Annotated in this window: 14 protein-coding genes; 9 read left to right on the plus strand and 5 right to left on the minus strand. The window is 67.2% G+C overall.

The genetic code is table 11. From position 1 onward, the window contains the following. Positions 1 to 25 precede the first annotated feature (25 nt). The 4 genes from LOK44_RS07620 (at position 26) to LOK44_RS07635 (ending at position 2,323) form a co-directional block, all read left to right on the plus strand. Positions 26 to 466: an SRPBCC family protein gene (locus LOK44_RS07620; RefSeq protein WP_237569380.1), complete on the plus strand. Its 441-nt coding sequence runs from the start codon at positions 26 to 28 to the stop codon at positions 464 to 466. A gap of 63 nt (positions 467 to 529) precedes the next feature. Beyond that, positions 530 to 967 carry an SRPBCC family protein gene (locus LOK44_RS07625; protein ID WP_237569381.1) on the plus strand — a complete coding sequence of 146 codons (438 nt, stop codon included), beginning with the start codon at positions 530 to 532 and terminating at the stop codon, positions 965 to 967. 64 nt (positions 968 to 1,031) lie between these two features. Next, positions 1,032 to 1,958, plus strand: a complete 927-nt coding sequence (locus LOK44_RS07630; RefSeq protein ID WP_237569382.1) for a TIGR03564 family F420-dependent LLM class oxidoreductase — start codon at positions 1,032 to 1,034, stop codon at positions 1,956 to 1,958. A gap of 65 nt (positions 1,959 to 2,023) precedes the next feature. Further along, positions 2,024 to 2,323, plus strand: coding sequence for a hypothetical protein (locus LOK44_RS07635; RefSeq protein WP_237569383.1), 300 nt, complete (start codon positions 2,024 to 2,026; stop codon positions 2,321 to 2,323). Here LOK44_RS07635 and LOK44_RS07640 read toward each other — a convergent pair whose 3' ends face one another. Next, entirely contained in the window at positions 2,324 to 3,493 is a 1,170-nt protein-coding gene (locus tag LOK44_RS07640) for a pyridoxal phosphate-dependent aminotransferase (RefSeq protein ID WP_237569384.1), read from the minus strand. Positions 3,494 to 3,558: 65 nt separating this feature from the next. Here LOK44_RS07640 and LOK44_RS07645 point away from each other — a divergent pair, with 65 nt between their 5' ends. The 3 genes from LOK44_RS07645 (at position 3,559) to LOK44_RS07655 (ending at position 8,264) form a co-directional block, all read left to right on the plus strand. After that, positions 3,559 to 4,659: an alkene reductase gene (locus LOK44_RS07645; RefSeq protein ID WP_237569385.1), complete on the plus strand. Its 1,101-nt coding sequence runs from the start codon at positions 3,559 to 3,561 to the stop codon at positions 4,657 to 4,659. A 226-nt stretch (positions 4,660 to 4,885) separates the two neighbouring features. Further along, positions 4,886 to 6,097, plus strand: a complete 1,212-nt coding sequence (locus LOK44_RS07650; protein ID WP_237569386.1) for an acetyl-CoA C-acetyltransferase — start codon at positions 4,886 to 4,888, stop codon at positions 6,095 to 6,097. Between the two features lie 19 nt (positions 6,098 to 6,116). Beyond that, positions 6,117 to 8,264, plus strand: coding sequence for a 3-hydroxyacyl-CoA dehydrogenase NAD-binding domain-containing protein (locus LOK44_RS07655; protein ID WP_237569387.1), 2,148 nt, complete (start codon positions 6,117 to 6,119; stop codon positions 8,262 to 8,264). Between the two features lie 62 nt (positions 8,265 to 8,326). Here the strand turns inward: LOK44_RS07655 and LOK44_RS07660 are convergent, their stop codons facing one another. From LOK44_RS07660 to LOK44_RS07670, 3 genes are all read right to left on the minus strand, one after another. Next, positions 8,327 to 9,622, minus strand: a complete 1,296-nt coding sequence (locus tag LOK44_RS07660; RefSeq protein WP_237569388.1) for a hypothetical protein — start codon at positions 9,620 to 9,622, stop codon at positions 8,327 to 8,329. A gap of 421 nt (positions 9,623 to 10,043) precedes the next feature. Further along, positions 10,044 to 10,472, minus strand: a complete 429-nt coding sequence (locus LOK44_RS07665) for a pyridoxamine 5'-phosphate oxidase family protein (protein WP_237569389.1) — start codon at positions 10,470 to 10,472, stop codon at positions 10,044 to 10,046. 39 nt (positions 10,473 to 10,511) lie between these two features. Further along, a complete protein-coding gene (locus LOK44_RS07670; RefSeq protein WP_237569390.1) occupies positions 10,512 to 11,018 on the minus strand; it encodes a DUF2505 domain-containing protein in 507 nt (168 codons plus the stop codon). 354 nt (positions 11,019 to 11,372) lie between these two features. Between LOK44_RS07670 and LOK44_RS07675 the strand changes: the two genes are divergently transcribed. Then, entirely contained in the window at positions 11,373 to 11,663 is a 291-nt protein-coding gene (locus LOK44_RS07675; protein ID WP_237569391.1) for a hypothetical protein, read from the plus strand. Positions 11,664 to 11,729: 66 nt separating this feature from the next. Here the strand turns inward: LOK44_RS07675 and LOK44_RS07680 are convergent, their stop codons facing one another. After that, a complete protein-coding gene (locus LOK44_RS07680) occupies positions 11,730 to 12,269 on the minus strand; it encodes a hypothetical protein (protein WP_237569392.1) in 540 nt (179 codons plus the stop codon). 198 nt (positions 12,270 to 12,467) lie between these two features. On the opposite strand from LOK44_RS07680, the gene LOK44_RS07685 reads away from it, so the two are divergent. After that, complete coding sequence (locus tag LOK44_RS07685; protein WP_237569393.1) at positions 12,468 to 13,457, plus strand: LLM class F420-dependent oxidoreductase; 990 nt, start codon at positions 12,468 to 12,470, stop codon at positions 13,455 to 13,457. Positions 13,458 to 13,842: the final 385 nt, after the last annotated feature.

Consider the following 13,842-nt stretch of genomic DNA (forward strand, 5'->3'; position numbering starts at 1 on the left):
GACGTTCGCTGGCTATCGTCCCTACATGGCCGTAACCGAATCCCGCGACATCACGATCGAAGCGACACCCGACGAGATCATGGGAGTGTTGACCGACCTCGAATCGCTCCCGGAGTGGTCGTCGGCGCACCAGAGGATCGAGGTCCTCGAGCGCGACGCCGAGGGTAGGCCGAGCAAGTCCCGACAGGTCGTCAAGATCGTCGGCGTCAGCGACGAGCAGGTGCTGTCCTACACGGTCTACGACGACGGCGTCGGGTGGACTCTCGACGAGTCGAAACAACAACGCGCACAGGATGGTCGGTACACGCTGACCCCGGACGGCGACTCCACCAAGGTGCGCTTCGAGCTGACCGTCGATCCGATGGTGCCGCTGCCCGGCTTCCTCGTCAGGAAGGGCGCGAACGCCTTGATGGACACCGCGACCAAGGGCCTGCGCAAGAGGGTGCTGGAGAAGAAGGGCCGGTGACGGCCTCGGTCGGGTGACCGAATCCCGACCGACCAAGCACTGGCCAGGCATATATTCGCAGGTGTGGCCGTGAGGGCGTCGCGGGAAGAACTCTTCGACGCCTCGCCGGAGGCGATCCTCGACGCGATCGCCGACATCGACGAGGTGCCGCAATGGTCGACGCTGCACCGCAGCGTCGAGGTGCTCGACCGGCACCCCGACGGTAGGCCGCACCACGTCAGGGCCACGCTGAAGATCATGGGCATCACCGACAACGAAGTGCTCGAATACCACTGGGGCGACGACTGGGTCGTCTGGGATGCCGTCGAGACGTTCCAGCAGCGCGGTCAGCACGGCGAGTACAACCTGACCCGCCTCGGGGATCAGACCCGGGTCCGGTTCGACCTGATCATCGACCTCGCCGCTCCCGTCCCGGAGTTCCTGATCAAGCGGGCCAGGAAGCTGGTTCTCGATGTGGCCGTCGACAGGCTGCGGTGCCGCGTCACGCGCAACCACGGCTGACCCGTGATCCGCTCGTGTCGAGCGAAAGGGAATGCCCGCGGGCATGCACTCGGTTGTGCCGGACATGGCAACCGGAGTAGTGCTGCATCGGAGCAAGACGGCCAGCAACGCCGTCGACGACTTCCTCGACCAGGCCCGCGAGGCCCACGCATTGGGCGTCCGTCAGGTGTGGATCGCTCAGCAATTCGACCACGACGCGATCTCCCTCGCCGGTCTCCTGGGCGCCGCGGTGCCCGGGCTCGGCGTCGGGACCTTCGTGGTGCCGGTCAACCCGCGGCACCCCCTGGTGATCGCCTCCCAGGCCCAGACCGCGCAGGCGGCGTCGCACGGAAACTTCAGCCTCGGGCTAGGCCTCGGCGCGCACCGGGTGGAGGAAGCGGCCTTCGGCATCGCCGCGCCCAACACCGTGCAACGCCTGCGCGAACACCTGCAGGTACTCCGATCGATCAACGAGACCGGCGAGGTCAACTTCCACGGTAGCGAGTTCACCGCGGCACCGGAGTGGCCCGTCGCGCTTCCCGGCGGCACGCCGATCCCGGTGTACGTTGCGGCCATGGGGCCCAAGGCCCTTCGCGTGACCGGTGAACTCGCCGACGGCACACTGCCGTACCTCGCCGGGCCGCGCACCATCAGCGAGTTCATCGCACCCACGATCGGGCAGGCTGCGGCGGACGCGGGCAGGCCGTCGCCGCGCATCATCGCCGCGGTCCCGGTGGTCGTGACCGACGATGCCGATGCGGGCCGCGCCGCGGCCGCCGAGACCCTCGGCTTCTACACCACGATCCCGTCCTATCAGAAGGTCATCGCTCGCGAGGGCATCGACTCGGTCGCAGATCTAGCGGCGGTGGGCTCTGCGGCGGCCGCGGTGAAACAGCTGCTGCGCTACCGGGATGCGGGCGCCACCGACCTCGTGCTCAGCCCGCTGATGGGCACCGACGACGATCCGCGACGCCTGTGGGAGGTCGCAGCCGCACTGGCCGATGGTGGCTAGCCGGTAGGCAGGGTTGGGTGCCAGCGGCGAGGCACGCGACCGCATTGCCGGCGATCGTAGGGGTCATGAAATCACTTCTCGCATCCGTCGCCATCGCAGGTTCCGTCTTCGCCGGCGCCATCGGCATCGCCGCACCCGCACTCGCCGCACCGCTCGGCGGACAGTCCGCCGCCGACGCGGTCAGCAGCCTGCAGGCCCGCGGCTACGACGTCCACGTCCAAGGCGACACCGAGGCGCCCCTAGCGGAGTGCATCGCAACGCAGGTCAGCGGACTGTCCGGCTCCGATGCCAACGGTCAGTCGGGGGTGCCCGCCGGATCGACGGTCTACGTGACGGTGTCGTGCGACGACGACTACGACGAGTAGCTAGGCCTTGAGCACGCCGAGGCGCCGGATCGCCTCGTCCATCGTGTCGTCGCGCTTGCAGAAGGCGAAGCGCACCAAGTGATTCCAGTCCCCGAGGTGGGGAGCGCGTGGATCGCAGAACGCCGACATCGGGATCGCGGCGACACCGGCGCGTTCGGGCAGCTCCGCGCAGAACGTGGCGCTGTCGGTGTAGCCGAGCGGGCGGGGGTCCGCGCACAGGAAGTACGTGCCGTGATTCGCGTGCACGCCGAAGCCGATGTCGGTGAGCGCCGCGGCGAGCCGGTCCCGTCTGCCTTGGAACGACGTGCGCAGGTCGGCGACCCAGCCGTCCTCGTCGTCGAGCGCCTTGGCGACGGCCGGTTGGAACGGCGCGCCGCCGACGTAGCTCAGGTACTGCTTGGCGGCACGGATGCCCGCGATCAAATTGGCTGGGGCGCAGGCCCATCCGATCTTCCAGCCGGTGACGTTGAACATCTTCGCCGCACTCGAAATCGTCACGGTGCGTTCGGCCATGCCGGGGTAGGACGCCAGCGGGATGTGCCCATGGCCGTCGAACGTCAGCGTCTCGTACACCTCGTCGCTGATGACCAGCAGGTCGTTGGCGACCGCGATCTCGGCGATGGCCCGCAGCTCGTCGTCACCGGCGACCATCCCGGTCGGGTTGTGCGGCGAGTTGACGATCAGGGCCCTCGTCCTCGGCGTCACCGCGGCGCGCAGCGCGTCGACGTCGATGACGAAGCCGGGGCCGTCGGTCGCCATCGGGACCGTGACGCGGTGGCAGCCGGCCATCGCCAGCACGGGGGAGTAGGAGTCGTAGAAGGGCTCGATGAGGATCACCTCCGAGCCGGGTTCGATCAGGCCGAGCACCGAGGCCGCGATGGCCTCGGTCGCGCCGACCGTGACGAGCACCTCGGTGTCGGGGTCGTACGTCACCCCGTAGAGGCGCTGGCGCTGGGCGGCGATGGCCTCGCGTAGCGGCGCGATGCCCAGGCCCGGCGGGTACTGGTTGACGCCATCGCCGATCGCGTCCTGGGCCGTCTTGAGCATCGCGGCTGGCCCGTCCTCGTCGGGGAATCCCTGCCCGAGGTTGACCGCGCCGATCCGCGCGGCCAGCGCCGACATCTCCGCGAAGATCGTCACCGCGTAGGGCTTGAGCCGTTCGACCGTCATGTCCGTCGAGGGTAGTGACAGCGGCCGGGGGAATGAATCGAGCCGCCCCGACGCTGAGGGGAGTCATGACGTTCACGCTCGCGGCCGACGCGGCCCTGCTCAAGCCCGTCCGCATCGGCGACACCACCGCGGAGAACCGAATCTTCATGGCGCCGTTGACCAGATCGCGTGCCCACGCCGACGGCACCCCGTCGGACCTCGCCGCCCGGTACTACGCGCAGCGCGCCGCAGCCGGCCTGATCATCTCCGAGGCCACGGCCATCTCGCGCGAGTCCAACGGCGCGTACGTCAACACGCCGGGCAACTACACCGACGATCACCAGGCCAAGTGGGCCGAGATCGCCGCCGCCGTGCACCAGGCGGGCGGCCGGATGTTCATGCAGCTGTGGCACGTCGGCCGGATGGGTCACCCCGAGATCAGCGGCGTCGAGACGGTGGGCCCGTCGGCCATTGCCGCCGACATGTCGGCCCACACGCCGTCCGGCAAGCAGCCGCTGCCGGTGCCGCGGGCTCTCGAGGTCGACGAGATCGCGACGATCGTCGACCAGTTCCGGCGCGCCGCGCGCCGCGCGGTCGACGCGGGCATGGACGGGGTCGAGATCCACGGCGCCAACGGCTACCTGCTGCACGAGTTCGCCTCGGACGTCGTGAACCAGCGCACCGACGCCTACGGCGGTTCACCGGAGAACCGGGCCCGCTTCACCGCCGAGGTGATCGAGGCCGTGGCCGCCGAGATCGGCCCCGGCCGCGTAGGGCTGCGGCTGTCGCCGGGCGGCGGCGCGGGTGACGTGCGCGAGGTCGACACCGTGTCCACCTATGAAGCGCTGGTGGAGCGGATCGCCCCGCTCGAGATCGCCTACCTGCACCTGCTGATCGACCCGAGCACCCCGACCTTCGGCGCGCTGCGGGCGCTGTGGGCAGGTGCGCTGGTGCTCAACACCGGACGCGAGGTCGACACCGACTTCTGCCAGATGGAGTCCCTGGCCGGGTGGGGCGCGATCAGCGCTGCCGCGGTGGGCCGCGCCTTCCTGGCCAACCCGGACCTGATCGACCGGCTGCTGCTCGGCGCCGAGCTGAATGAACCCGACGTCGCGACGTTCTATGCGCCCGGTCCCGCGGGCTACGTCGACTACCCGACGCTCGACGAGGTCGTCCAGACCGTCTGACGTTCCACCGCCAGCAGACGCCAACTCGCACCATCCCCAGGGATTGCGTGCGAGTTGGTGTCTGCTCGGCGTCGAGGGGCGCAGGCACTCCGACGTGCCCATACTCCCAACCAACGGGTTGGGCGAGGCTGCTAGGCTCGGCCTGCGAGGACTACCCTCCACGTGGGCTCCCGGCTGCGGTGAACCCTCTCGACCCCGAACCCAATATGGACCTGGAGAGTCAGACATGTCCGAAGAAGCCTTCATCTACGAGGCGATCCGTACCCCGCGCGGCAAGCAGCGCAACGGTTCGCTGCACGAGATCAAGCCCGTCAACCTCGTCGTAGGCCTGATCGACGAACTGCGTACCCGCCACCCCGACCTCGACGAGAACCTGATCAGCGATCTGATCCTCGGCGTCGTCTCGCCGGTCGGCGACCAGGGCGGCGACATCGCCCGCACCGCCGCGCTCGTGGCCAAGCTGCCCGAGACCACCGGCGGCTTCCAGCTCAACCGCTTCTGCGCATCCGGCCTCGAGGCCGTCAACACCGCCGCGCAGAAGGTGCGCTCCGGCTGGGACGACCTGGTGCTCGCCGGTGGCGTCGAGTCGATGAGCCGCGTGCCCATGGGCTCCGACGGCGGCGCCTGGGCCACCGACCCCGAAACCAACTACCGCATCGGCTTCGTGCCCCAGGGCATCGGCGCCGACCTGATCGCCACGATCGAGGGCTTCACCCGCGAAGACGTGGACGCCTACGCCGCGCGCTCCCAGGAGAAGGCTGCCGCAGCATGGTCGGGCGGCTACTTCGCGAAGTCCGTCATCCCCGTGAAGGACCAGAACGGCCTCGTCGTCCTCGACCACGACGAGCACATGCGGCCCGGGTCGACGGTCGAAAGCCTCGGCAAGCTGAAGACCGCGTTCGACGGCATTGGCGCGATGGGCGGCTTCGACGACGTGGCGCTGCAGAAGTACCACTACGTCGAGCGGATCAACCACGTCCACACCGGCGGCAACAGCTCCGGCATCGTCGATGGCGCCGCGCTGGTGCTCGTCGGCAGCGAGAAGGCCGGACAGTCCCAGGGTCTCACCCCGCGGGCCCGCATCGTCGCCACCGCGACCAGCGGCGCCGACCCCGTCATCATGCTGACCGGCCCCACGCCGGCCACCAAGAAGGTGCTCGACCGCGCGGGCCTGACGGTCGACGACATCGACCTGTTCGAGCTGAACGAGGCCTTCGCCTCGGTGGTGCTGAAGTTCCAGAAGGATCTGAACATCCCCGACGAGAAGCTCAACGTCAACGGCGGCGCCATCGCGATGGGCCACCCCCTTGGTGCGACCGGCGCCATGATCACCGGAACCATGGTCGACGAGCTGGAGCGTCGCGGCGCCCGCCGTGCGCTCATCACGCTGTGCATCGGCGGCGGCATGGGCGTGGCCACCATCATCGAGCGAGTCTGAGAACAGGGGACCAGAAATCATGGCAGAGAACACGATTCAGTGGGACCAAGATGCCGACGGCATCGTTACCCTGACGCTCGACGACCCGACCGGGTCGGCCAACGTGATGAACGAGCACTACCAGGAGTCCATGCACAACGCCGTCGAACGGCTTGCTGCGGAGAAGGATTCGATCACCGGCGTGGTGATCACCAGCGCGAAGAAGACCTTCTTCGCCGGTGGCGACCTCAAGGGAATGATCAACCTCGGGCCCGAGAACGCCGGTGAGGCATTCGCGATGGTCGAGGCGGTCAAGCGCGACCTGCGTGCGCTCGAGACCCTCGGCAAGCCCGTCGTCGCCGCGATCAACGGTGCCGCGCTCGGTGGCGGTCTGGAGATCGCGCTGGCATGTCACCACCGCATCGCCGCGGACGTCAAGGGCAGCCAGATCGGCCTGCCCGAGGTCACCCTGGGCCTGCTGCCCGGCGGCGGCGGCGTGACGCGCACCGTGCGCATGTTCGGCATCCAGAAGGCCTTCATGGAGATCCTGAGCCAGGGCACGCGGTTCAAGCCCGGCAAGGCCAAGGAGACCGGTCTGGTCGACGAACTCGTCGGCTCGGTGGAGGAACTCGTCCCGGCCGCCAAGGCGTGGATCAAGGCCAACCCCGAGGCTCACACCCAGCCGTGGGACGCCAAGGGCTACAAGATGCCCGGCGGCACCCCGAGCCACCCCGCACTCGCGGGGATCCTGCCGTCGTTCCCGGCGCTGCTGAAGAAGCAGCTCAAGGGTGCGCCGATGCCCGCGCCGCGCGCCATCCTCGACGCGGCCGTCGAGGGTGCGCAGGTCGACTTCGACACCGCCAGCCGGATCGAGAGCCGCTACTTCACGCAGCTCGTCACCGGCCAGGTGGCGAAGAACATGATCCAGGCGTTCTTCCTGGACCTGCAGTACATCAACTCGGGCGGTTCGCGTCCCGACGGCATCGGCAAGACGCCGATCACCAAGATCGGCGTACTGGGCGCGGGCATGATGGGCGCTGGCATCGCCTACGTGTCGGCCAAGGCAGGCTTCGACGTGGTGCTCAAGGACGTCAGCATCGAGGCCGCCGAGAAGGGCAAGAACTACTCGGAGAAGATCGAGGCCAAGGCGCTCGAGCGTGGCCGGACCACGCAGGAGCGCTCCGACGCGCTGCTGGCCCGGATCACTCCGACGGCCGATCCCGCCGACTTCAAGGGCGTCGACTTCGTCATCGAGGCGGTGTTCGAGTCGGTCGAGCTGAAGCACCAGGTGTTCCAGGAGATCGAGGACATCGTCGAGCCCAACGCGCTGCTGGGGTCGAACACCTCGACGCTGCCGATCACCAGCCTGGCGACCGGCGTCAAGCGTCAGGACGACTTCATCGGCATCCACTTCTTCTCGCCGGTCGACAAGATGCCGCTGGTGGAGATCATCAAGGGAGAGAAGACCTCCGACGAGGCGCTGGCCCGCGTGTTCGACTACACGCTGGCCATCGGCAAGACGCCGATCGTGGTCAACGACAGCCGCGGGTTCTTCACGTCGCGCGTCATCGGGACGTTCGTCAACGAGGCGCTGGCGATGCTCGGCGAGGGCGTTGCCCCGGCCAGCATCGAGCAGGCGGGATCGCAGGCCGGTTACCCGGCGCCGCCGCTGCAGCTGTCGGACGAACTCAACCTCGAACTCATGCACAAGATCGCGGTCGCGACCCGCAAGGGCGTCGAGGATGCCGGTGGCACGTACGAGCCGCACCCGGCCGAGGCCGTCGTCGAGAAGATGATCGAAATCGGTCGTCCGTCACGTCTGAAGGGCGCTGGCTTCTACGCCTACGCAGACGGCAAGCGCACCGGGCTGTGGGAGGGGTTGAAGGAGACCTTCAACTCCGGATCCACGTCGATCCCGTTGCAGGACATGATCGATCGGATGCTCTTCGCCGAGGCGATCGAGACGCAGAAGTGCATCGACGAGGGTGTGCTGACCTCGACCGCCGACGCGAACATCGGCTCGATCATGGGCATCGGTTTCCCGCCCTACACCGGTGGGTCGGCGCAGTTCATCGTCGGCTACGAGGGTGCGGGAGGCGTCGGCAAGGCTGCCTTCGTCGCCCGGGCGAAGGAACTCGCCGAGAAGTACGGCGAGCGGTTCACTCCGCCGGCGTCACTGACCAGCTAGTCCGAACACGCGAAGAGCCCCGAATCCATCACGGATTCGGGGCTTTTCGCGTACCGGTGGCGTCAGTCGTCGTTGCCGCTGCTCGCCCCGTCGCCCGAGCCGCTGTCCGAGTCGCCGTCCGAGGCACCGTCCGATGTGGAGTCACCCGCGGTTTGTGTGCCGCCGGACGCGCCGGTGGCGGCCCCCGCCGATCCTTCGCCGGTGGGATTGGATCCGCCTGACGCGCCGCCTGCAGGCTCGGTGCCGACCTTGCCAGGCTCCGCCTTGACGCTGTCGCGAGTCAGCGAATCCTCCTCGCCTGGGTCGATTTTCGTATCGGCGGTGCCGGTGGCGGTCTCCTCCGTCTCGTCGGTCGTCTCGACGTCGGTCGGGACGGTGCCGGTGGCTTCCTCGTCTGCGGAGGAAGCCGCCGCCGGTGTCGACGGCGTCCCATCGGTGGGTGGCGGATCGGACGGGGACGCCTCCCCGGTCGATTCGGAACTGCCGGAAGTGATTGCTGCCTTAGTCATTTCGGCGGTGTCCGCGATGGCCGCCGTGGTGTCGGGCGTCGTCGCGACGGTCGCCGTCAGCGCGGCAGCGGGCGTCGCCTGCAGTGCTGCGATGATCGAGTCGCGGATGAACGGCAGCGTGCCCGTGGTGAAGCTGTCGAGTTGAGCGAACACGTTGAGTGCCACGTCCGCGAACCCGTGCTGGATGGCGTTGAGCACGTTGATGGGATTGAGCGTCGTAACGGCGTTCAACACCGACTGGGTGCTCGAGACGATCTGCTGCACCAGCGGCTTCAGGCCGGTGTCGAACCCGATCCCGACTGTCGACGCGACCGCGGCCAACGCAAGGCTCAGGCCGGCGTTGAAGAGCGCAGGTACCAACGCCTGCCCGACCGCGAACGGCCGCTGCAGCACCTCCTGCAGGGGCGTCCACACGCCCGTGATCAGGTTGACGATCGGGTTCAGACCACTGGCGATCACGCTGTCTATTGCGCCGTTGACGTCCCCGACCGCGAGCTTCGCGAATGCGGTCTGCAGCGTCGCGGGAAGTCCGGCAGCCAGGTCGCCCAGTGCGGCGCCACCGGCATTGACGGCTTGCAGCAACTGGCCCGCGGTCGTGATCTGGTTCGTCACGATCTGATGCAGGATCGGGAAGGGGTTGGCGATCTCGCTGCGAATGGTGTTGGTCAGCCAGGCGCCCGCGGCATTGACCACCGGCGTGAAGACCTCGATGGGGTTGTCGATCGCGGCACTGAGCTGGACGGCGGGCAGCTGCACGTCCGGGTGCGGGGCGATCGGAGCCACCGCGATGACGCTGGCGCCGACGAGTGCGATGCCTGCGGTGACGTACGGCCTCAAGGCCATCTGCATGGACATATCGGTTCGGAATCCCTTCGTTCGGTCGATCCGGTTCCCCCGGCAGGCAGAACTTACCCATCGGTAAGTTGCGGTTGGAACGAGATTGATCGAAGTGGTCCTGACCGACATTTGACAGGTGTTGTCAGATTACGGATACGTAAAGTTGCTGGTCCAAGGCTTGATCGGCACGTCGCCTGAACATGGCTAATCGGCCGTCGAGTGAACGTGTTAGCCGACCTCAGCAGTTGATCTTGATCAACGGTCCGCCTGAGGTGGCACGATCGTCGCCAGCACGGCGACCTCGGTGCCGTCAGCTATCTCGCGCAGTCGGGGGCTTCGTGCTTGCTACCTTGGCGCCGGGTTCGGAGGTCATGCGGATTGCGCGCGTCCACATCGTGAGACGGGACGCGTCGCAGGCCTGCCGACTTCGACGTCAGAAGGAGCCCATGTCGGCCGACAGCCAGTGCTGCGGCGTCATGAAGATCGCGACGTGCTCGCCGAGGTTCTCCCGGGCGAACTCGAGGTAGCGGTCGGCCGCGTCGCCGCTCAGGTAGCGGCGCGTGACCTCTTCGAGCTGTGCATCGGTACCGGGTTCTATCCGGCTGACGGGCCCGTCGACCGCGACGTAGCGGGTGGTCGGCTCGACCCGGTCGATCATGAGCGAGAACTGGCCGGCCGCTTCGATCAGCCGATGCTTGCGAGATCCCGAGCCCGTCAGCACCCACAGCTCGCCGCCCGGGGTGTAGTGGTACCAGATGGGCACCGTCAGTGGTCCGCGGTCGGTACCGGCGGACACGGACAGCGCACCGACGTGCTGCGGTTCCGCCAGGAAGGCTTCGCGTTCGTCCTTGGAGAGAGCCATGACGCCAGGCTAGTCAGCCGTCCTGACACAGGGAGCTGCTCAGGACTGGGCGTCGAGCCAGGTGTCGGTAACGCGGACGATGTCGACGATCCCGTCGGCGAGCAGTCCGGCGACGAAGGCTGCGATCTTCCCACCGATGATCGGCACGTTCACGTCGACCTCCGCGGTGCCCGCCAGTGCCGTTCCGGTTCCGACCGGTCGCATGGTCACCGAACCCTGGCCGGAGAGAGGCGTTCGAGGCGCATGAATGGTGATCTCGCCGCAGACCTTGGTGCCGTCGATCGCGAACCACCGTTCGTGCTGAACGACGTGTAGCGAGCCGAGGCGCAGCCGCTGCAGCGGCCCCGGCAGTTGATCTCCGCCGAAGCGCATGGTCATCTGCATGGTGGTGGTTCCCGCGCCGTCGGTCTCGTGGGTGTCGAGCGTGGGAGAGCCGCCCTCGACGAAGGCCAGGCGCGCCCGCCAGTAGTCCGGGTCGTCGAACGCGGCACGGATCTGGCGAATGTCATGCGGCGAACTGGCGGCGAGTTTCATCGAGCGCGGCACGACACGGCACGCTACCGACGCGCGGTGCCAACGGGGATCCGCCGTCGGTAGTGCCGAGGGCTAGCTAACTATCTAGATTTGCTTGCAATTCGCGTAGCGGATGGATCATGGTGCTCAGGCCGGTCTGCGCTGGACGGTGCGTATAGCTGTGATCGATGTAGCGACGTTGACATGGGCCCTGCACGGGGCAAGGCGCGTTGACCTGCACGGGAATGATCGGGTAGCCCGACCGGCCCCTGATGGCATGGCGAAAGGCACGACCTTTGCTGACATCCCTGTGATCGGCTCGTTCCGGGACGTCCGATGTGACCCATATCTCCCAAACATGGGACACCTCTGCTAGCTTTGGCAACCATGTTGAACGTGGCGGCGGTCGGCCGTCCCAGCCCCCTCCTGGACTTCAATCTGCAGGAGATCGGCCGCCTCGGTGCACGCGCTCTCCGGCCTGGCGGATGTCACCGCAATGCCGAGGTGCCCGGCGCCGGAGGCATGGCGGTCGTCCGCAGGGGACGGATCCGTTCGCAGGGCTCGTGTAGCTGTGGTTGGCAGGGCGCATCACACGTTCTCTCCGCGATGTCCGTGCACGACGCGCTGCTGCACGTCGCGATCGCACGCTGCCGCCCCGCCATGCCACTGGTGGTCTAGAACCGTCCGGAAACGAAATCAGCCGTCACCCCAAGGGGTACCGGCTGATTCGACGTCGACGCTGGGTCAGATGAGGGGGATGCCCGGGGTCAGGTCTGGTGGCGGCGGGAGGCCCAGCGGGTTCAGAGGGTTGACCTTGGGCAGCTGCGGGGCGGGCAACCGAGTCAGCGCGTTGCCGGCTGCAAATCCCCCGAGGCCGAGGTTCGGGTTGATGCTGAGGTCCGGCACGAGGTCCACGCCGAAGCTGGGCAGGACCAGGTCGGGCGCATTGATCGTGCCGAGCGAGGGGATGCCGCCGAGGGACGGAAGTCCGCCACCGCCGCCGCCACCGAGCCCGGCGAGCGAGGGGGGCGGGGGAAGCGCCTGAAGCTGCTTGCTGATGCCGTCGAGCAGGGCGACGCACTTGCCGTTCTGCTCGTCGACCACCTGGCCGTCCTGGCAGGTGACTCCACCGTCGTTCGGCTTCTCTTCCTGGGAGGCGTCGTTGCTCTGCTCATCGGCGTTGCTGGTCGCGGGTACGACGACCGTTGCAAAGGTCAGTGGAGCGACGGCCAGCGCCGATCCCGACAGGAGCGTCAGCAGTACTCGCTTGGCGCGAACGGTCATGGAAATCCCTCGTAATCGAAACGCGATCAATGAATGGATCCGAGTGTAGACAATAGTTCGGCTAACGGGCACCGCAGCGACCATTCATTCCGAAGGCACGATTTGCGGGACCATGGCAGCTGCTGCGGCCAAGGCACGTGGAAGCAGCGCGATCACGCCATCGACTCGGTCGTTGCTGCAGGCCTAGAGTGTGTCTTCGTGCGCTTCGGACTCTTCATTCCGCAGGGTTGGCGACTCGATCTCGTCGACATTCCGCCCGCCGACCAGTGGCAGGTGATGCGAGACCTCGCTCAGCACGCCGACGGCGGGCCCTGGGACTCGCTGTGGGTGTACGACCACTTCCACACGGTGCCGGTACCGACGGACGAAGCCACTCACGAAGCTTGGTCTCTGATGGCTGCGTACGCCGCGACGACGTCCCGCATCAAGCTGGGTCAGATGTGCACCGCGATGAGCTACCGCAATCCCGTGTACCTGGCCAAGGTGGCAGCCACCACCGACGTCATCTCCGGTGGGCGCGTCCAGATGGGCATCGGCGGTGGTTGGTACGAGCACGAGTGGCGCGCCTACGGCTATGGATTTCCTTCCGCGGGAGTCCGATTGGCTCGGCTCGACGAGGGCGTCCAGATCATGCGGGACGCCTGGCGCGACGGCAGGGTCAGCTTCGACGGCAAGCACTACCAGGTCGACGGCGCAATCGTGGCGCCGAAACCCCTGCAGGACAACGGTATTCCGTTGTGGATCGCTGGCGGAGGGGAGAAGGTCACCCTGAAAATCGCGGCGAAGTACGCGCAGTACACCAACTTCACCTCCGAGCCGGAGGGCTTCCGGCACAAGTCGGAGGTGCTCCAGGGGCACTGCCGCGAGGTGGGCACCGATTATGGCGCGATCATCCGGTCGGCCAACTTCAACGCCGTCGTCGGAGGTTCCGAGGCGGAGGTACGGGACCGCGTCGAGCGCATCCGGGCGCGCCAGTCCACGAAGGCGAATGCGGAGGCCGTGGATGCGATGCTCTCGTCCGTGACGTCGGCGGACTCGGCGAGTGGAACTCCCGAGCAGATCATCGAACGGCTGACGCGACTGCGCGACCTCGGTTGCGAGTACGCGATTCTCTACTTCCCCGAGGCGGCGTACGACCGCTCCGGGATCGAACTCTTCGAGCGCGAGGTCATCCCCGCGCTTTCGTGAGTGTCGCCGCCACGGGGTCTTGCCGTGGTGAGCAACCTCGTCCTGGGAATGGTCCAGGATCTTCGACGGCGGACGACGTCATCTACGTAGACCCTGTCGCATGACCGCGTTGCATCGAGGGTTGAGTCATACCGCGTCGTGATGCGAGCAAATCTGACGTCGCGGGCAGTAACTGTCACCACCGTCAAAAGCGCATCCACCAGGACTTGAGCAGTTTGGCAGGTTAGCTCGGTTAGCCGGAAGGTTGCCAACGCAAAGATACGTGTTTTGACGTTCGAAAATATTATCCGACTCGGTCCTCGACCATTTACGCTCGCGAAAATGAGCGGCCGCGAACCGTGCTCAGCAACGTTGGAACGGGAAGCGGCTGGCACCTTCGGCGGCG

Origin of the sequence: Mycolicibacterium lacusdiani, from assembly GCF_021916785.1 — a bacterium.
Lineage (GTDB): Bacteria > Actinomycetota > Actinomycetes > Mycobacteriales > Mycobacteriaceae > Mycobacterium > Mycobacterium lacusdiani.